Origin of the sequence: Pseudomonas migulae NBRC 103157 (assembly GCF_002091715.1) — a bacterium.
Classification (GTDB): Bacteria; Pseudomonadota; Gammaproteobacteria; order Pseudomonadales; family Pseudomonadaceae; genus Aquipseudomonas; species Aquipseudomonas migulae_A.
In genome coordinates this window covers 87866-107524 of the sequence record NZ_BDAG01000023.1, presented here as the reverse complement: position 1 = coordinate 107524, position 19659 = coordinate 87866, and the positions used below count along the sequence as shown (strand labels likewise).

Here is a 19659-nt window from a genome sequence, read left to right as displayed (position 1 = left end):
CCCCTTGTAGGAGCCGGCTTGCTGGCGATGGCGGTTTCATAGACGCCATCGCCAGCAAGCCGGCTCCTACATCGATGTGCGTTCCGTCAAAACAACTCAGGCCGTGAAGCGAGAGCTTTCACGGCCTGTTTGTTTGCGGCGTTGAAACGGTTTATGCCGAATGATAAGTCGGCAATGCAAACCGCTGCTGGCTTTGCAGCATGGAAATCTGCGGCAGTTCGCTGGCTTGTTCAGCCAGGTCACGGCGGATGGCGCTGATCACCCACGACAGCTGATCACCGGCATGCAATTGCTGGTAGGAAATCGAGCGTTTGAACACTTTGCCTTCGGTGCTGCGCAAGGTCAGCAGAATGCCACCGTCCGGACGAGGCTGGGTGGTGACTTCGAAGTTGGAGAACAGGGACGAAAATTTTTCTTGTATCAGGTTCATGTCTATCAGCTCCGTAAGCTCTTGAATGGCAAGCATGCAGAGGTAGTTGCAGTGATTGTGCCAGCACCGATATTTTTAAAAATCCTTGTAAATCAATAAGTTAATTTTTTGTCGGTTTTTTGTTTTCGTGCAATCTGCATGAATGGCCATCGTGCATCCTGCATTTTGCGAGGTTCGCGTCGATTGCATGGAACCAATTCAGGCGGCGGCGATCACGCTGTCGGTGCGGATACAAAACATTTCAAAAACCGCGTGTACAGCTCAAGAACCGTTGACGTATTTTCGGGCTCAATCACCGTCGCCCGACAATAAAAAATCGCACGGGAATCACCATGAGCCGCACGACGAACGACACGATCACCTGGGGCATGATGCTCCGCAAGCTGCCTACGATAGCCAAGGCCATCCCGCGGGTGGTGAAGGGCATGAAGGCCGCCAACGTCAAGGATCCGACCCAACCGTGTGGCCTGGGCTGGAGCTTCGAGCAGGCAACGCTGCGCAATCCCGAGGGGCCGGCATTGCTGCAGGGCGCCGTGAAGCTCAGCTATTCGCAGGTCAATCAGTGGGCCAACCGCATTGCCCATCACTTGATTGCCCAAGGCATCCACAAGGGCGACGTGGTGGCAGTCTTCATCGAGAACCGCCCGGAATTGCTGGTGACGATCCTGGCGGTGGCCAAGGTCGGCGCAATCAGCGCCTTGCTCAACACCTCGCAGACTCGCGATACCCTGGCCCATAGCCTGAATCTGGTGGCCCCGGCGGCGATCGTCGTCGGTGAGGAGCTGGTGCCGGCGTTTTCGGCGGTGCGCGAGCGGGTTTCAATCGCCGCGGCGCGCACCTGGTTTGTTGCCGACCGAGACACTTACAACCAGCCGGGCATTGCGCCCGACGGCTTCATCAACCTGATGTCGGCAACGGTGGACAGCCCCAGCGACAACCCCGCCAGCAGCCAGCAGGTTTTTCTCGACGACCCGTGTTTCTACATCTACACCTCGGGCACCACGGGGTTGCCCAAGGCCGGCGTGTTCAAGCATGGTCGCTGGATGCGCAGCTCCGCGAGCTTCGGCTTGATCGCGCTGGACATGCGCCCCGAGGACATCGTCTATTGCACCTTGCCGCTTTATCACGCCACCGGGCTGTGCGTGTGCTGGGGCTCGGCCATCAGCGGCGCGTCGGGGTTTGCCATTCGCCGCAAGTTCAGCGCCAGTCAGTTCTGGAGCGATGTGCGCAACTACCGCGCGACCACCCTCGGTTACGTCGGCGAATTGTGCCGTTACCTCGTCGATCAGCCACCGAGCGCCGACGACAACCAGCACGGCGTGACGAAAATGATCGGCAATGGCCTGCGTCCCGGCGCATGGCGCGAATTCAAGACGCGTTTTGGCGTGGACCACATCTGCGAGTTGTACGCCGCCAGCGACGGCAATATCGGTTTTACCAACATCCTCAACTTCGACAACACTGTCGGTTTTTCCCTGATGTCCTGGGAGCTGGCGGCCTACGACCACGACAGCGGTGCGCCGACGCGGGACGCCACGGGTTTCATGCGCAAGGTGGCCAAGGGCGAGCAGGGGTTGTTGCTGGCGAAGATCGACGACAAGGCGCCACTGGACGGCTACACCGATCCACAGAAGACCGAAAAAGTCGTGCTCCACGACGTGTTCGAAAAGGGCGACCGTTACTTCAACACCGGCGACCTGCTGCGCAACATCGGGTTTGGCCACGCGCAATTCGTCGATCGCCTCGGTGACACCTACCGCTGGAAGGGTGAAAACGTCTCGACCACCGAGGTCGAGAACATCCTGCTGCAGCACCCGAACATTTCCGAAGCCGTGGCCTATGGCGTGGAAGTGCGCAATACCAATGGGCGCGCCGGAATGGCGGCGATCACGCCTGCCGAATCCCTGGCGACCCTGGATTTCAGTGAACTGCTGGCCTTCGCCCGCGAGCACATGCCGGCGTATGCGGTGCCGTTGTTTTTGCGGGTGAAAGTGAAAATGGAGACCACCGGCACCTTCAAATACCAGAAGACCCGGCTCAAGGACGAAGCCTTCGACCCTGGCAAAACCGGAGATGATCCGATTTACGCCTGGTTGCCGGGAACCGAGACTTACGTGCAGGTCACTGAACAATTGCTGGCGGACATTCACGGTGGCAAGTATCGCTATTGAATGTGGCTATGGCCTGCCTTGAGAAAAAAGAAGTGACAGTGTCGGGGCCGCTCGGGAAACTGTCGGCTTTGCGAATAACTGTGAGTGGAGTCTCCAATGTCCGATCAAAGCCGCCAGATGACCCCCGAAGAAGCCGCCGAGTTTGCCGAACAGGTCTTCAACAAGGCGCGCGAGGGCGATGCGGCCATGATGGCTGCGCTGCTGACCAAAGGCCTGCCGCCGAACCTGCGCAACCACAAGGGTGACACCTTGTTGATGCTGGCCGCTTACCACGGCCATGTGGATACCGTGAAAGTGCTGCTCGAGCACAAGGCCGACCCGGAGATCCGCAACGACAACGGCCAGAGCCCGATTGCCGGCGCGGCGTTCAAGGGTGACCTGGCCGTGGTCAAGGCGCTGGTCGAAGGTGGCGCGCAAGTGGAAGGCTCGTCGTTCGATGGCCGTACGGCGTTGATGATGGCGGCGATGTTCAACCGCGTTGAGATCGTCGATTACCTGATCAGCAAAGGCGCCGATCCGAAAGCCAAGGATGCCAATGGCGTGTCTGCGCTGGATGCCGCTAAAACGCTGGGCGCGGTGGATACCACGGCGCAGCTTGAGAAATTGCTCGGCTGATTTTGCAATACCCTGTGGCGAGGGAGCTTGCTCCCGCTGGGTCGCGAAGCGGCCCCAAAATCTTTCATGAATTGCAGATTTTTGTGAGTGCTGCGCACTCAAGCGCGAGCAAGCTCGCTCGCCACAGGGTTGTTACACATTCCAAGTGTCGTGATGTCAATACACCCAAACCTCAACCCGCCGATTCTTGATCCGCCCTTCATCCGCGCTGTTGGCCGCCACCGGCATCTCGGCGCCAAAGCCGCGAATCTCGCGAAACACCACGCCGCTTTTCACCAGTTCCCGCCGCACCGCCATGGCCCGCAGTTTCGACAGCAGGTCGGCCCGCGCCGGATCGCTTTTGGCATCGCCAAACCCCACCAGCGTCACCTGCCGGTTGGTCTTCTCGTTCTGCCGGATGTAATCGAGCACCCGCGTCAGGTCCTGCCGGGCCTTGTTATCCAGTGTCGCGCTGCCTTCTTCGAAACGGAAATTCACGGTCAAACGCTGGGCGTGGCGGCTGAGTGCCTGATAGCCCTCGGGCATCAGCGCATTCGGTGTGACGGCCATGGCCTGGACGGTCTGGGCAATAAACCCGTTGGCCGCGACGATGGCTTGGCCTTTGCTGCTTTGGGCGAACGCCACCAAAGCATCCGCCCAGGGATTTTTGCCATTGGGCGGCAGGTAAAAGAACAGTCGGCGCGACAACGGATAGTCTTCGGTGGCGATCAGGCTGTTGAGCGGCAGCATGGCCTGGGACTGGCCATCGACAATGGCCACGGCTTTGGCCTGGCGCACGTAGGGCAGGCCGATGAAACCGATGCCTTGCGGGTCGAGGCTGACGGCGTCGGACAATTGCTCGCTGGATTCGAAACGTTTCGCTGCGCTGTTCAGCGTTTTCCCACGACGGCTGAGGACCACTTCCTTAAACGTGTCGTAAGTGCCCGATTGGTCATCCCGCGCGTACAGGTGAATGGCTCCGCCGCTGCCGCCGAGTTCTTCCCAGGTGCGGGCTTCGCCGCTGAAGATGCGCGCCAGTTGCTCGGTGTCGAGTTGATTCAGCGGGTTTTGCGGATGAAGGATGATTGCCAGGCCGTCGATGGCGATGACCTGCTCGGCGCCGGGACTCTTCAGATTGCCGAGGGATTGCAGGGCCAGCAGTTCGCTGTCTTTGATCGGGCGCGAAGAGGCGGCAAGGTCCGCAGTGGCATTTTTCAGCGCGTTGAAGCCGGTGCTGGAGCCGTGGGCCGCGACTTCCACCTCGACCCTGCGCCCCTGTGCGGTTTCGCCGACTACGCGCAATTCGTTGGCGGTGTCCGGCGCTTCGCTGTGGACCTTGAGCAAGCCTTGCTCGCGCATCAAACCCTCGACCAGCGCCGGACCCAATGCCGCGCCTATGGTGTTGGAACCCTGGATGCGCAGCACCGGCCCCTGTTTGGGCGTCGGCAAGTCACTGGCCGATACGGTGACTGGCAGCCCGGCGCACAGCATTAACAGGAATAAAACGCGCAGCGTCATGCCGGCACCTTGTAAAGCCAAAGAAAGTGCCGGGAGATTAAGTCAGTTAGGTTTCCGAAAGATGACAGATAAAAAGATCGCAGCCTGCGGCAGCTCCAACTTTGGAATGCATTTCCCCGTAGGAGCTGCCGCAGGCTGCGATCTTTTGCTTGTTAGCTCAACTCAAGCCAGATCGGCGCATGGTCCGAAGGTTTTTCCATCCCGCGCAGTTCGTAATCCACGCCGGCATCCTTCACCCGTGGCAACAAGCCGTGGGACGCCATGATCACGTCGATTCGCAGCCCGCGCTTGGGTTCATCTTCAAAACCGCGGCTGCGGTAGTCGAACCAGCTGAAACGGTCGGACACATCCGGGTTCAGGTGACGGAAGCTGTCCACCAGGCCCCAGTTCTTCAGGCGGGCCATCCACTCGCGTTCTTCCGGGAGGAAGCTGCATTTTCCGGTTTTCAGCCAGCGTTTCATGTTGTCCGGGCCGATGCCGATGTCGCAGTCTTCCGGGGAAATGTTCACGTCGCCCATCACCACCAGCGGCTGTTCGTTGTTGAACTGGCTTTCCAGCAAGTGCTGCAGATCGTTGTAGAAACGTTCCTTGGCCGGGAATTTGGTCGGATGGTCGCGGCTTTCGCCCTGTGGGAAGTAGCCGTTCATGATGGTCACCGGCACGCCATTGGCGTCGGCGAAGGAGCCCCAGATGAAGCGGCGCTGAGCGTCTTCTTCATCGGTGGCGAAACCTTTGTGCAGCGCCAGCGGTTCCTGGCGAGAGAGCAGGGCAACACCGTAGTGACCCTTTTGCCCGTGGAAATACACGTGATAGCCCAGCGCCTGAACCTCTGCCAGCGGGAACTGGTCGTCATGCACCTTGGTTTCCTGCAGGCCGATGACGTCGGGTTGATGCTTTTCGATCAGCGCCGCCAGCTGATGGGGGCGAGCGCGCAGCCCGTTGATGTTGAAGGAGACGATCTTCATGGTCGGCAGTCCTGGCAAAAGGGCGATGCTAGCTGACCTGTGGGATTGGGGCTAGGGTGGGGTGGGGCGAATTACTGTGTTCTGTCAGATCTCTACTGGCAGTGCCGGCCTCTTCGCGAGCAAGTCGGATCGCCGCACCGCCGCTCCCACATTGATTGATGTCACACCGAAGTTTTTGTGACTGGTCTATAACTTGTGGGAGCGGCGGTGCGGCGATCCGACTTGCTCGCGAAGACGGCTTAGGCCCCGATACTGATTTCGGATCAGCAAGGAACTGTGCCGACGCTTATAGGCTCGTACCAATAAGAGTGCAGTCATCTGACCTGCGCCCCGGGGAGATCTACCGTTATGCCCGAAACCTCGACCGCCATCGCCGATATCCACATGCTCGACAGCGGCTATTCCCGCGAAGCCCGTTCCCTGTTGTACCAGGCTTACCGGCACGAACCGACCTTCGGCTACCTCTTCGAAGCCGAGCGCCCCGGCTATGAACAGCGGGTCCGCGCCACCGTGCGCGAACTGGTCAAGCAACACTTTGTGCAGGATTTGCCGGCCATCGGCCTGCTGGTCAACGACCGCTTGATCGGCATCGCCCTGATCGCGCCGCCGCAACGACGCCTGGGCATTACCGAAAGCTGGGCCTGGCGCCTGCGGATGGTGCTCAGCACCGGGTTTCGCTGCACGCGCCGCTACCTCGAGTACCACGATGCGGTGATGGCGTGCGTGCCGTCCGACTCGGTGCACTTGCTGCCGTTGCTGGGGATTCATCCGCAATTCCAGGGCAAGCACTTCGGCGAGCAGTTGTTGCAAGCGGTGCATAACTGGTGTGCGGTCGATGAGCACTCGGAAGGGGTGGTGCTGGATACCGGGAATCCGCGTTATCTGGAGTTCTACAAGCGTCAGGGCTATGAAGAAATCGGTGAGGTCGCCGTAGGACCGATCCGCGAGCACGTGTTTTTCCACGCCAATCCGCAGGTGTTGCAAACCGCCTCGGCTTAAACGGCAGAACTTTTGCAGGACGCGAGGCTCTATCACGCTCCCAAGCTCGTGATAGCATCCGCGCCTATGAAGTTTCCAGGAAGAATTACCAGCGGCGTGCTGATGCTGATTACCAGCTGCGCGGCGCTGGCGCAAAGTGAATTGGATGTGCGGATCAAACCGTCCAACGACGAACTGAAAGCCAATATAGAAGGCTATATCGGCAGCCTCGGCGATCGTGATGAAGAAGCCTTGTTGCGCTTCAGTCGTGGCGCCGAAGAACAGGCGCGCAAGGCCGCCCAGGCCCTGGGTTATTACCAGCCGCAGATCGACACGGACGTGAAGGGCGGCAAGACGCCACGCCTGGTCATGAACATCGATCCCGGCGAGCCGGTGCATTTGCGCAACGTCACTATTCGCATAGACGGCCCGGCCGCTTCCCTCAAATCCTTTCGTGTACCGAAAAGCGACGCGCTGAAAACCGGCGCGGTGCTCAATCATGGGCGCTACGAAGACGCCAAGCGGCTGATCCAGAACCAGGCTTCGCGTTTCGGCTTTTTCAGTGGCTACTTCACTCGACAGAAGCTCTCGGTCGATCCGCGAGCGGGTGTTGCGGACATCGAACTGATCTATGAAAGCGGCCCGCGTTATGCCCTTGGCAACGTCAGTTTCGAAGGCGATACGCCGTTCGACGAAGAGCTGCTGCAACGCATGGTGCCGTTCAAGGCGGGTGCGCCTTATGACTCCGAACTGATTGCCGAGCTGAATCAGAATCTGCAATCGAGCGGCTATTTCGAAGGCGTGCGCGTTGATGCTGCGCCAACGGCGTCCAAGAACGACGTGATCCCGGTGGACGTCAAACTCGAAACCCGAAAGCCACGGACGATGGGTCTCGGTCTGGGTTTTTCCACCGACGTCGGCCCTCGGGTCAAGGCCAACTGGACCCGGCACTGGGTCAACCCCCAAGGCCACAGCTATGGCTGGGAAACCGAAGTCTCGGCGCCACGGCAGAACGTCGGGCTGTTCTACGACATTCCGCTCGACCCGCCGTTGACCGACAAGCTGCGCTTCGCCGGTGGCTATCAAAGTGAAGAAATTGCCGACAAGGACAGCCTGAGCAAGTTGCTGACCCTCGGTCCCGAGTGGCACAGCAAGTTGCCCAGCGGCTGGCAGCGGGTGGTGTCACTGAAATGGCAGCGTGAGGAATACCGACTCGGCGACGACTCGGGGCTCAGCACTCTACTGATGCCCGGCGTCAGCTATTCGTACCTTAAAAGCGACAACCGCATCGATCCGCACAACGGCTATCGCCTGCAATTCGAAACCAAAGTCGCCAAGGAAGGGTTGGGTTCCGATACCAACCTGCTGTACGGCACGGCGTTGGTAAAAGGCTTGACCACGGTGTTCGATAAACACCGCTTCCTCGGTCGGGTGCAGGTGGGCGGCAGCGCCACCAACGGCTACAAATCGGTGCCGCCGTCGCTGCGCTTCTTTGCCGGTGGCGATCAGAGCGTGCGCGGTTACGACTATCAGAGCCTGTCCCCGGAAAACTCCGACGGTGACCGCATCGGTGGCCGCTACATGATTGCCGGCAGCGTCGAGTATCAATATTCCATCGCCGAAAAATGGCGGGTCGCGACCTTCATTGACCAGGGCAACTCCTTCAACAAACTCGAACTGCCCGACCTCAAGACCGGCGTCGGTATCGGCGTGCGCTGGGTATCACCGGTGGGGCCGATTCGCCTCGACCTGGCCCACGCGATGGACGACGACGGCGGCATTCGACTGCACTTTTCCATGGGGCCTGAGCTGTGAAGCGTGGTTTGAAAGTAACGCTGCTGGCGACTCTGGCACTGCTGATGCTGATGCTGGTGCTGCTGACCGTGACCACGGTGCTGGGCACGGCGACCGGCAGCCGCTGGGCGCTCGGGTTTGTGCCGGGGCTGAACGTCGAAAATTTCCAGGGACGTCTGGGCGGGCAGTGGAGCGCCGACCATGTGGTCTGGCAGCAAGACACCAGCCGGGTTGAGCTGGATAAAGTGATTTTCGCCTGGTCGCCGTTGTGCCTGACGCGCATGACATTGTGTATCGAGCAGTTGAAAGCCGATCAGGTCAGCCTGCAATTTCCGCCGGGCACCGAAGAAGACAGCAGCGGCCCGATCAGTCTGCCGGACCTGAAGTTGCCATTGGCGATCGAGCTGGGCGACGTGCAGATCGGCAGTCTGCTGTACAACGGCAGCGAAGAACTCAAAGGCTTGCAACTGGCGGCGCACTGGACCGAACAAGGGTTGCAGATCGACGCCGTGCAACTGCAACGCGACGCCCTGAGCCTGAACCTGTCCGGTGTGCTGCAACCCGGCGGCAACTGGCCGCTCGAGGCCGAGGGCAAACTGACCCTGCCGGCCCCCGAGCCTTGGGCGCTAGCCCTGAAGATTGACGGCGACCTGCTGAAAACCCTGCACCTGAAAGCCGACAGCAGCGGTTACCTGAACGGCCAACTGACCGGCGAGTTTCAGCCGCTGGTGGACAACCTGCCAGCCAAGGTGCGGATCACCGCTGATGGCTTCAAACCGAGCGCCGATCTGCCGGATACGCTGCAACTCAATCAGGTTGAGCTCACCGGCGACGGCGACCTGAAAAACGGCTACCAGTTGCGCGGCAACGCCACGTTGCCCGCCGAGCAAGGCCCGGTCGCGTTGTCGCTGCAAGGCAAGGTCGACGCCAACGGCGCGCAGATCGCCGCGCTGGACCTGACCGCCAACGACAAGCAAAGCCTCAAGCTCACCGGCGTACTGGACTGGAGCAAAGGCCTGAACGCCACGGCGAAAATCGACTGGCTGGATTTCCCCTGGCATCGGCTTTATCCGCTGATCGACGAACCTGAAGTGGCGTTGCGCAGCTTCAACGGCGAGGTCTCTTACACCGACGGCAAATACCTCGGCAACTTCAAGGCTGCGCTGGATGGCCCGGCCGGGGCGTTCAACCTGAGCAGCCCGTTCGCCGGTGACCTGACGAAAATCTACCTGCAACAAATCCAGCTCGAAGCCGGGCAGGGCAAGGCCGATGGGCACCTGAACCTGCAATTTGCCGATGGCATTGCCTGGGACACCGCGCTCGACCTCTCCGCGATCAATCCGGCGTATTGGGTCGCGGAATTGCCGGGCACCCTGGCCGGACCGTTGCGCAGCAAAGGCGAAATGAAGAATGAAAAACTCAGCCTGAACGCAGACCTCGACCTGAAGGGCAAGTTGCGTGGCCAGCCGGCCATTCTGCAAGCCAAGGCCGATGGCGCCGGTGAGCTATGGAGCCTCAGCGCGCTGCAAATCCGCCTGGGCGATAACAGCATCACCGGCAAGGGCAGCCTGCAACAGAAACTCACCGGCCAGATCGACGTCAAGCTGTCGCGCCTGGCCCAGCTCTGGCCGCAACTGCGTGGTCAACTCAACGGCCGCGTCGATGTCGCTGGCACGCTCAAGGCGCCGCAAGGCAAGCTCGGGTTGCAGGGCACGCAATTGGCCTTCGAAGACAATCGCCTGCAAAGCCTGAACCTCGACGCCACCCTCGACAGCGCGCAACGGGCGAAAATCGACCTCAAGGGCAGCGGCATTCAGGCCGGCGATACGTCACTGGGGACGCTGACCGCCAGCGGCAGCGGGGATATCAAAAACCAGAAGCTGACGCTCGATCTGCTAGGTCCGCAGCTGAAACTGGCCCTTGGTTTCGACGGCAATCTGGACAAAGGCAACTGGCGTGGTCGCCTGGCCAATGGCGGTATCCAGGCCGGCGGTCAGGACTGGAAGCTGCAGGGGCCGGCGAAACTCGAACGGCTGGCGGACGGCAAAATCAACTTCGGCGCCCATTGCTGGACGTCCGGGCCGGCCAGTCTGTGCGGTGAAGACCAGCGCCTGATGCCGGAGCCGAAGCTGCGTTACCACCTCAAGCAATTCCCGATCGACAGCCTGGCGCAGTGGCTGCCAAAGGATTTCGCCTGGAAGGGCCGGCTCAACGCCGACCTGCAACTGGACCTGCCGGCCAGCGGCCCGAACGGCCAGATCAGCCTCGATGCCAGCGGTGGCACCTTGCGCATCAAGGACAAGGATCAGTGGCTGGACTTCCCGTACCAGACCCTGAAACTCACCAGCAAACTCACGCCCAAGCGCATCGACACCGACCTCAGTTTCGTCGGCGGCAAGCTCGGCGAGTTGAGTGTGCAGGCGCAGATCAATCCGCTGGCAAAGAACAAACCGCTGACCGGCGCGTTCCGTCTCAATGGCCTCGACTTGTCCGTGGCGCGACCGTTTGTGCCGATGGTCGAGAAACTGAGCGGGCGCCTGAATGGCAGCGGCACGATCGCGGGCACGCTGATGGCGCCTCTGGTAAACGGCAACCTGCTGCTCAGCGAGGGTGAAATCTCCGGGCCCGAGCTGCCGATGGATATTGAAGCCTTGCAGCTTCAAGCGGTGATCGCCGGCGAAACCGTGCAATTGAACGGTGGCTGGAAAAGCGGCAAGAGCGGGCAGGGCAGCCTGAACGGCAATATCGGCTGGGGTCAGGCACTGGTGGTGGATCTGGCGCTCAAGGGCACGCAATTGCCCGTCACGGTCGAGCCGTACGCCAAGCTTGAAGTGGCGCCGGACCTGAAGATCTCGATGAAGGGTGACGAGCTGGCCATCGTCGGCAAAGTGCTGGTACCGCGGGGTGAAATCACTGTGCGCGAGTTGCCGCCATCGACGGTCAAAGTGTCCGATGACACGGTGATCATCGGTCAGCAAACCGAAGAGGGCAAACCGCCGCTGGCGATGAAAATGGACATCGATGTGGCGGTCGGCGAGGACAAACTGAGCTTCGCCGGATTTGGCCTCACCGCCAACCTGCAAGGGCATGTGCACATCGGCGACAACATGGACACCCGCGGCGAGCTCTGGCTCAACGACGGGCGTTATCGCGCCTACGGCCAGCGTTTGACGGTGCGCCGGGCGCGCTTGCTGTTTGCCGGCCCGATCGATCAGCCGTATCTGGACATCGAGGCGATTCGCCAGACCGACGACGTCATCGCCGGTATTCGCCTGAGCGGCAGCGCCGAGCAGCCGACCACGCAGATTTTCTCCGAACCGGCGATGAGTCAGGAACAGGCCTTGTCCTATCTGGTGCTCGGGCGTCCGCTGAGCACCACGGGTGAAGACAACAACATGCTGGCGCAGGCCGCGCTCGGTCTGGGTTTGATGGGCAGTTCCGGGTTGACCGGCAAACTGGCCAGCAATCTGGGGATTCAGGATTTCCAGCTCGATACCGAAGGCAGCGGCAACACGACCAGCGTGGTCGCCAGCGGCAATATCTCCGAGAAGCTCAGCCTGCGTTATGGCGTAGGCGTGTTCGAGCCGGCCAACACCATTGCCTTGCGCTACAAGCTGAGCAAGAAGGTTTACCTCGAAGCGGCGGGTGGCGTGGCCAGTTCGCTGGATATCTTCTACAAGCGGGATTTCTAGACCCCGTTTCGTCAATCAGACCGCGGCGTCCAATGTAGCGTCGTGGTCCGCCTGACATCAAAATGTCACTATTTTATCGCGTGAACGCCATGTTCGCTGAGTAATGTCCTCGCCAATGAGATCGATCTCAAGCGAGTGACAATGACCGATTTAAAAGAAGTTGCACGACTGGCCGGTGTCTCGCGGGCCACCGCCGCGCGGACCTTTGCCTCCCCTGAAGTGGTGCGCCCGGCGACCCGCGAACAGGTGTTTGCCGCTGCTCGCGAATTGGGTTTCCGTCCCAATCGTCTCGGCCGCCAACTGCGCCTGCAAACCACCAACCTGATCGGTGTGGTGGTACCCAATCTGCTTAACCCGGTGTTCGCCGAACAGTTCCAGGCCATGGAGCAGGCGGCGCGCTTGCGTGGCTACAACTTGTTGCTGGCGACCACCGACTACGACAGCGAACGCGAAAGCGTCGTGGTCGAAGAATTATTGCGCCAGCGGGTCGACGGGCTGGTGTTGACGGTCACGGATGCCGAGAGCAATCGCGTGCTGCAAAGCCTCGCCAGCGAAGACACGCCTTTCGTGCTGGCCTATCACCAGCCGGGCAATCCGGATTACAGCGCCGTATCGGTGGATAACCGTGCCGGGATGGCCCTGGCCACGCGTTACCTGCTGGACGCGGGGCATCGACGGATCGGCATGGTCGCCGGTCCGGCGTTGCAGTCGGACCGCGCACGGTTGCGTTACGCCGGTTATTGCGAGGCGATGGCAGCGCACGGCCAGGACAGCCTGCCGGTGATTGAAATGCCTGCCCATACCCAGGCCGATTTCGCAGCGCTGGAACCCTATTTGTCCGGACCGCAGGCGCCCAGTGCGCTGGTCTGCTCCAACGATCTGTTGGCGATCAGCCTGATCGCCGAACTGCGTCGGCACGGCTGGAGCGTGCCGGGGCAACTGTCAGTGATCGGTTTTGATGGCATCGCTCTGGGCACGCAAATGCATCCCACGCTGTGCACGGTGGTACAGCCGATCGCAACCCTGGCAAGCACCGTGATAGAGCAGTTGCTGGCGCAAATTGCCGGTGCCGATCCGGTTTCCCATTGTCTGCCCTGCCATGTCCGGCCGGGTGAAAGTACTCAACCCTACGAGGAGTCGCTCGATGATCCGCTTCACTAAAACCCTGGCGGCGTTAGGCCTGTGCGCGGCAGCCAGTCTGGCCCAGGCTGCTGAAACCGCGATTTGCTACAACTGCCCACCGGAATGGGCGGACTGGGGCACCCAGCTCAAGGCGATTGCCGACAGCACCGGCGTGCAAGTGCCACTTGACAACAAGAACTCCGGCCAGGCCCTGGCGCAGTTGGTGGCCGAGCAGGCGGCGCCGGTGGCTGACGTGGTGTATTACGGCGTGACGTTCGGTTTGCAGGCACAGAAGGCCGGGGTCGTCGGGACTTACAAGCCCAAAGGCTGGGATCAGATCCCGACCGGGTTGAAGGACCCGCAGGGGCACTGGTTCGCGATTCATTCCGGCACTCTCGGGATCATGGTCAATGTCGACGCGCTGGGCGGCTTGCCGGTTCCACAGAGCTGGGCCGACCTGCTCAAGCCCGAGTACAAAGGCATGGTCGGTTACCTCGATCCGTCCAGCGCCTTCGTCGGCTACGTCTCGGCGGTGGCAATCAACCGGGCCATGGGCGGGGATCTGGATAACTTCGCGCCGGCCATCGATTACTTCCGCAAACTGGCGAAAAACGCCCCCATTGTGCCGAAGCAGACCGCGTACGCACGGGTGCTGTCCGGCGAGCTGCCGATCCTGGTCGACTATGACTTCAACGCTTACCGGGCGCGCTACAAGGACAAGGCCAACGTCGCTTTCGTGATCCCTCAGGAAGGCAGCGTCAGCGTGCCTTACGTGATGAGTCTGGTGGGCAATGCGCCGCATCGCGCCAACGCCGAGAAGGTTCTGGATTTCGTCCTCTCTGATGAGGGCCAGGCATTGTGGGCCAAGGCGTACCTGCGTCCGGTTCGCCAGATGAAGATGCCGGCTGACGTCGCCGCACAGTTCCTGCCTGACAGCGACTATGCCCGCGCGGGCGTGGTCGATTACGAAAAAATGGCCGCGGTGCAGGAAGCCTTCGCTGCTCGTTACCTGAACGAGGTCAAGTAAGTGACCACTGTGCGGTTCAATGCGCTGAGTGTTTCGTCACGTCGCGATATTTTGCATCGCCTGCGACCGACTGCGGCCTGGGCGCTGGCCCCGGCCGCGGCGGTGCTGCTCGCGTTCTGGCTACTGCCGCTGGCGCAGTTGGTGGTGCTTGGCGGGCAGCACCGTGACGGCGGCGACAGCGGCTATTGGCAGGTGCTGAACAGCGCGCAATACCTCGGCAGCCTGGCGCAGACCTGTGTGCTGGCAGCGGTGGTTACAGGCGCGGCGTTGCTGGTCGGGGGGATCAGCGGGGTATTTCTGGCGCGGCAGCAGTTTTTCGGCCGCTCGGCGCTGGTCGCGTTGCTGACGTTTCCGCTGGCCTTTCCCGGCGTGGTGGTCGGCTTCCTGGTGATTCTGCTGGCGGGTCGGCAAGGCCTGTTCGCCGCCCTGGGCATGGAGCTGGCTGGTGAGCGCTGGGTTTTCGCCTATTCGCTGATGGGGTTGTTTCTGGGCTATCTGTACTTCTCGATCCCGCGGGTGATTCTGACCGTGATGGCGGCCTGCGAAAGCCTCGATCGCAGCCTGGAAGAAGCCGCACGCTCGCTGGGGGCCGGGCATTGGCGGGTGGTGTGCGATGTGATCGTACCGGGGCTGGCGCCAGCGCTGGTGTCATGCGGCGCGATCTGTTTCGCGACGTCGATGGGCGCGTTCGGCACCGCGTTCACCCTGGGCACGCGGCTGAATGTTACGCCTGTGGCGATCTATAACGTGTTCACCAACTACGCCAATTTCACCGTGGCTGCGGCGCTGTCTGTCATCCTTGGCGCCGTCACGTGGGCGGTGTTGTTGCTGGCAAGACGGCTGGCCGGACAATCGGGGACGGTTCTGTGAAGCGCTCAACACTGTTTTTCGCTCAGCTGGTTTTTACCCTGCTGGTCTGTGCCTTCATGTTGGTGCCGGTGCTGCTGTCGTTGCTGGCCGGGCTGACGCGCAATTACTTCGTGGGCGTGTCCGGCGGCCTGACGTTGGACTGGTTGGTCCAGGTCTGGCAGGCGTACTCGCCGACGGTCTGGTTGTCGCTGCAATTGGCCGTGTCCTGCGCCGTGTGCGTCTGCGTGATAGGCGTACCTGCGGCGTATGCTCTGGTGCGGATGAACAATCGATTCAGTCGCGCCTTCGAGGAACTGATGGTCCTGCCGGTGGCCATGCCGGGCCTGGCCAGCGCCTTGGCCTTGCTGTTGACCTATGGGCAGTTCGGCGAATTGCGCCGCAGCTGGCTGTTTATCCTCGTGGGCCACGTGCTGTTCACCTTGCCGTTTCTGGTGCGCCCGGTGATGGCGGTGATGCAGCGCCAGCAATTGCCGACGCTCGAGGAAGCGGCGGCCAGCCTCGGCGCGGGGCCGATCAAGCGCTTTTTCAGTGTCGTGGTTCCTAATTGTCGAGCCGGGATACTGGCGGGTGTGCTCATGGTCGTCACCCTGTCGCTGGGTGAGTTCAACCTGACCTGGATGCTCCACACGCCGATGACCAAGACCTTGCCGGTGGGCCTGGCCGACAGCTACGCCTCGGCACGGCTGGAAGTGGCCAGCGCCTACACCCTGATATTTCTGTTGATGATCGTGCCGCTGTTGATTGCGTTGCAGGCCATCAGCGCCCGTCTTTCTCGTGGAGAGCGTCGATGAGTGGAACCACCATTCGCCTGCAGGGCTGCCGCAAGGCATTCACTGACGGCACCGTTGCAGTAGACAATCTGAACCTGACTATCGAGGCGGGGGAAACCCTGGTGATCCTCGGCCCGTCCGGTTGTGGCAAAACCACCACGCTGCGCATGATCGCCGGCTTTGAGCGCCCGGATACCGGGCAAGTGTTCTTCGGCGACAGCAACGTCACCCGCCTGCCCATTGAGCGTCGCGATGTGGGCATGGTGTTCCAGAACTATGCGTTGTTTCCGAACCTGAATGTGGCCGGCAACATTATCTACGGCCTGAAGATCCGCGGCCTGTCGCCCGCCGAGCGCAACAAGCGCTGCGCCGAGTTGCTGGAACTGGTCGGATTGCAGGATCACGGCCAACGGCACATTCATGAGTTGTCCGGTGGTCAGCGCCAACGCGTGGCATTGGCGCGCGCCCTTGCACCCAGGCCGCGGGTGTTGCTGCTCGACGAGCCGCTGGCGGCGCTGGATGCACAGTTGCGTGAACGTCTGCGCAGCGAGTTGGACCAACTGCTGCGCAGCCTGCGCATCACTTCGGTGTTTGTCACCCACGACCAGGGCGAGGCCATGGCGCTGGGCGATCGAATCCTGGTCATGGATCGCGGGCGCGTCGCGCAACTGGCCACGCCGCGGGATATCTACCAGCAGCCGGCCAATGCCTTTGTCGCCAGTTTTGTCGGAAACCTCAATGCGTTCCCGGTTATCGAACCGACGGCCCATGGCTTGAAGGTCAGCGGTGGGGAGTTGCCGTGGAAGGGCATCCAGGCGCCGACGACGGTGTATTGCCGACCCGAGCATCTGCGGGTGATGGACGACGGTGGACATCTGCGCGGAAGGCTGGTCGGGCAGTTTTTCCAGGGCGCGCAAAGTCGTTTGCTGGTGGATGTGGGGGGGGCGTAGCCGTTGCTGGTCGATAGCACCGAGAACGTCGTACATGCCACGGGCGCGCTGATTGCCCTGTCCGTCGAACCCCAAGTGTTGTTCACCCTGCATTCGTAAAGTCTTTTTTAGAGCCTCTATTTTGAACAGTCCGTTTCTTGTTGCGCAGATCAGCGATCTGCACCTTAAAGCCGATCACAATCTGACCTACGGTGTGGTCGATAGCCTGGGCGCGTTGCGTCGTGCAGTGGAACACTTGAATGCCAGTCAGCCGCGCCCCGACATCGTGGTGATCAGCGGCGATCTGGTGGATTTTGGCCGTCCGGACGAGTACGCCGTGCTCAGGGCGGAACTGGCACGGTTGCACATACCTTTCTATCTGGTGCCCGGCAATCATGATGACCGCGAACATTTACTGGCCGCGTTTCCCCATCATGCTTATCTGCCAACCAACGCCAATGTGCCGCTCGATTGGGTGGTCGAGGAGCATCCGGTGCGACTGATCGGCCTGGACTCGACCATTCCGGGTCGCCATGGCGGTCAGGTGCTGGACAGCCAGTTGCTGTGGCTCGATGAGCAATTGTCCCGTCGTCCCGATACACCGACGCTGTTGATTCTGCACCATCCGCCCTTCATTACCGGGATCGGCCACATGGACCGCGAGCCTTTTATCAACGTGGCCGCGCTGCAGGCGGTCGTCGCTCGACACCCGCAGATCGAGCGCTTGCTCTGCGGGCATTTGCATCGGCCGATGCAGCGCCGCTTCGGCGGTACGCTCAGTTGTGTGTGTCCAGGCACGTCCCATCAGATCGTGCTGGACCTGCAGGAGTCGGCGCCGGCCCATTTCAATCTGGAACCGGCAGGGTATCTGTTGCATCGCTGGCATCCGCAACAAGGTCTGGTAACCCACACCGCCGTGTTCGGCGAATACGCCGGGCCTTATCCGTTTTATGACGCTCATGGATTGATCGACTGATACCACCGGGACTGTCTTTGTAAAACTGGGGAAATATTAACGACAGACGCTTAACGCAGTTACACGACGTTTAGTTCAACGATGACTTATCCGCACTGGCCAATCCTTGAGTTGGTCGGTTGCTTCCTGCTGTTTTTTTTACTGCGCACAGAACATGGCTTCTGCGCTGGAGTTCGCCCTGATGAAAGTTCCGTTTCAAGTATTAAGTGTTTTGACCGGTGGTTTGAGCATGGCCTTGAGCCCATTGGCGTCTGCTGATTTCATTAATGACAGCAAAGCCAGCTTGAATATGCGTAATTTCTATTTCAACAACGACAACCGTGACGGGACCGCCGCGCCGTCGAAAACCGAAGAGTGGGGTCAGGGATTCATGCTCAACTACCAGTCGGGGTTCACCGAGGGAACGGTGGGCTTCGGTCTGGATGCCATCGGTTTGCTGGGTATTACCCTCGACAGCGGCGAAGGGCGGCATGTCGGCAGTTCGATGATCCCCAGCGATGGCGCCGAGGCTGCTGACCAATGGAGCCGTCTCGGTGCGACGGCCAAGGCGCGCTTCTCCAAAACCGAGTTGCGCTACGGCACCTTGCAGCCGAAGTTGCCGATTCTGGTGGCGAACGACGGTCGATTGCTACCGCAAACCTTCGAGGGAGGGCAGATCACCAGCAACGAACTCGATAACCTGACCTTGACTGCCGGCCAACTGGAACATGCCACTGGTCGTGGTTCCAGCGACCGTTCCGGCCTGGCAGTCGCGGGGGGCACCCAGGAAAGCAACAAGTTCATGTTTGCCGGTGGTGATTACAAACTTACCAAGGACCTGACTGCGCAGTATTACTACGCGAACCTGGAAGATTATTACCAGCAACACTTCGCCGGGTTGTTGCATGTCTTGCCGCTGGGTGAATACGGCTCGCTGAAAACAGACTTGCGCTATTTCAAGACCACGTCTGATGGCAAGAACGGCAGTGCTGCCGGTCGCGCCAGTGGTTACAAGCTTGGCGGTTACACCAAGGGCGGAACCGGTGAAATCGATAACGACACTTGGAGTGCGGCGTTCATCTATTCATTGGGTGGCCATGCCATCACGGCGGGTTATCAAAGTGTTTCCGATGACAGTAACTTCACCCAACTCAATCAGGGTGGGCTGGTCGGCAAAGGCGAGGGCGGTGCCAGTCTTTACTTGTACACCGACCGAACCGTGCAGACCTTCATCCAGGCCGGCGAGCGCACGGCCTTCGCGCAATACGCCTACGACTTTGCGGGATTGGGTATTCCCGGGTTGAAGGCGTCGGTCATGTACCTCAAAGGCGACAACATCAAAACCGCCCGAGGACAAGATGCGAGCGAGTGGGAGCGCGATATCTCGCTGGACTATGTGATTCAAAGTGGTCCGTTGAAGAACGTGGGCTTTGGCTGGCGTAACGGCTTATCCCGAAGCGAGGTTGCACGTGATCAGGACCAGAATCGATTGTTCGTGAGTTATTCGATTCCGTTGTTGTAACCCGACCCCCACCGAAAAGGCGAGCCCCGTGGGGGTGAGCCTTCTCGATGGCGGCCAGGCAGCCGACCCTGCTCCTGCTGGTGTACATATCCATTCCTGCGGTTACGGTCGCTAAGGTTTCCTCGCTTACGGCGGGTCACTTTGCGGCCCAAAGGTAACCAACAGGCCTCGCCCCTGACGTCCGGCCCTTCGTCTGGGCAGGGTTCCCACTCTCCGATCCTGCTCCGTGAACCCGCCGCCGTCGGCCATCCATGGCCGGGGCGGCTGCCGCGGCATCCCTTGCGCGGTGCCCTCTGCACAGAACAGCGAACCTGCTCGCGAA

General features: G+C 60.7%; 14 protein-coding genes and 1 pseudogene. 12 read left to right on the top strand and 3 right to left on the bottom strand.

What is annotated here, in order from left to right; all coding sequences use genetic code 11:
* Positions 1 to 151 precede the first annotated feature (151 nt).
* Positions 152 to 430 carry a DUF3509 domain-containing protein gene (locus tag PMI01S_RS18085; RefSeq protein ID WP_017339634.1) on the bottom strand — a complete coding sequence of 93 codons (279 nt, stop codon included), beginning with the start codon at positions 428 to 430 and terminating at the stop codon, positions 152 to 154.
* Between the two features lie 332 nt (positions 431 to 762).
* Between PMI01S_RS18085 and PMI01S_RS18080 the strand changes: the two genes are divergently transcribed.
* Both PMI01S_RS18080 and PMI01S_RS18075 read left to right on the top strand, forming a co-directional pair.
* Entirely contained in the window at positions 763 to 2601 is a 1839-nt protein-coding gene (locus PMI01S_RS18080; protein WP_084321386.1) for a long-chain-acyl-CoA synthetase, read from the top strand.
* 96 nt (positions 2602 to 2697) lie between these two features.
* Positions 2698 to 3216 carry an ankyrin repeat domain-containing protein gene (locus PMI01S_RS18075; protein WP_084321384.1) on the top strand — a complete coding sequence of 173 codons (519 nt, stop codon included), beginning with the start codon at positions 2698 to 2700 and terminating at the stop codon, positions 3214 to 3216.
* 156 nt (positions 3217 to 3372) lie between these two features.
* Here the strand turns inward: PMI01S_RS18075 and PMI01S_RS18070 are convergent, their stop codons facing one another.
* Positions 3373 to 4713 (bottom strand): substrate-binding domain-containing protein, encoded by a 1341-nt coding sequence (locus PMI01S_RS18070; RefSeq protein ID WP_084321382.1) that lies wholly within the window; start codon positions 4711 to 4713, stop codon positions 3373 to 3375.
* 152 nt (positions 4714 to 4865) lie between these two features.
* Positions 4866 to 5678, bottom strand: coding sequence for an exodeoxyribonuclease III (gene xthA, locus PMI01S_RS18065; RefSeq protein WP_084321380.1), 813 nt, complete (start codon positions 5676 to 5678; stop codon positions 4866 to 4868).
* Positions 5679 to 6026: 348 nt separating this feature from the next.
* Between xthA and PMI01S_RS18060 the strand changes: the two genes are divergently transcribed.
* The 10 genes and pseudogenes from PMI01S_RS18060 (at position 6027) to PMI01S_RS18015 (ending at position 19337) form a co-directional block, all read left to right on the top strand.
* The gene (locus tag PMI01S_RS18060) at positions 6027 to 6677 is read left to right on the top strand and encodes a GNAT family N-acetyltransferase (protein WP_084321378.1); all 651 of its coding nucleotides are present in this window, start codon (positions 6027 to 6029) and stop codon (positions 6675 to 6677) included.
* Between the two features lie 66 nt (positions 6678 to 6743).
* Positions 6744 to 8471 carry an autotransporter assembly complex protein TamA gene (locus tag PMI01S_RS18055; RefSeq protein WP_084321376.1) on the top strand — a complete coding sequence of 576 codons (1728 nt, stop codon included), beginning with the start codon at positions 6744 to 6746 and terminating at the stop codon, positions 8469 to 8471.
* Positions 8468 to 12142, top strand: coding sequence for a translocation/assembly module TamB domain-containing protein (locus PMI01S_RS18050; RefSeq protein WP_084321374.1), 3675 nt, complete (start codon positions 8468 to 8470; stop codon positions 12140 to 12142). Before PMI01S_RS18055 ends, PMI01S_RS18050 begins: the two co-directional genes overlap by 4 nt.
* 141 nt (positions 12143 to 12283) lie before the next feature.
* Complete coding sequence (locus PMI01S_RS18045) at positions 12284 to 13303, top strand: LacI family DNA-binding transcriptional regulator (RefSeq protein ID WP_084321372.1); 1020 nt, start codon at positions 12284 to 12286, stop codon at positions 13301 to 13303.
* Entirely contained in the window at positions 13287 to 14291 is a 1005-nt protein-coding gene (locus tag PMI01S_RS18040; protein ID WP_084321370.1) for an ABC transporter substrate-binding protein, read from the top strand. Before PMI01S_RS18045 ends, PMI01S_RS18040 begins: the two co-directional genes overlap by 17 nt.
* A 9-nt stretch (positions 14292 to 14300) precedes the next feature.
* The gene (locus PMI01S_RS18035) at positions 14301 to 15161 is read left to right on the top strand and encodes an ABC transporter permease (RefSeq protein ID WP_084321391.1); all 861 of its coding nucleotides are present in this window, start codon (positions 14301 to 14303) and stop codon (positions 15159 to 15161) included.
* Entirely contained in the window at positions 15158 to 15952 is a 795-nt protein-coding gene (locus PMI01S_RS18030; RefSeq protein ID WP_084321368.1) for an ABC transporter permease, read from the top strand. The genes PMI01S_RS18035 and PMI01S_RS18030 overlap by 4 nt, the downstream gene beginning before the upstream one ends.
* Positions 15949 to 16980: pseudogene (locus PMI01S_RS18025) on the top strand (ABC transporter ATP-binding protein). The gene PMI01S_RS18030 and the pseudogene PMI01S_RS18025 overlap by 4 nt, the downstream one beginning before the upstream one ends.
* A gap of 22 nt (positions 16981 to 17002) precedes the next feature.
* The gene (locus PMI01S_RS18020) at positions 17003 to 17836 is read left to right on the top strand and encodes a phosphodiesterase (RefSeq protein WP_084321366.1); all 834 of its coding nucleotides are present in this window, start codon (positions 17003 to 17005) and stop codon (positions 17834 to 17836) included.
* A gap of 181 nt (positions 17837 to 18017) precedes the next feature.
* Positions 18018 to 19337 (top strand): OprD family porin, encoded by a 1320-nt coding sequence (locus PMI01S_RS18015; RefSeq protein ID WP_084321389.1) that lies wholly within the window; start codon positions 18018 to 18020, stop codon positions 19335 to 19337.
* Positions 19338 to 19659: the final 322 nt, after the last annotated feature.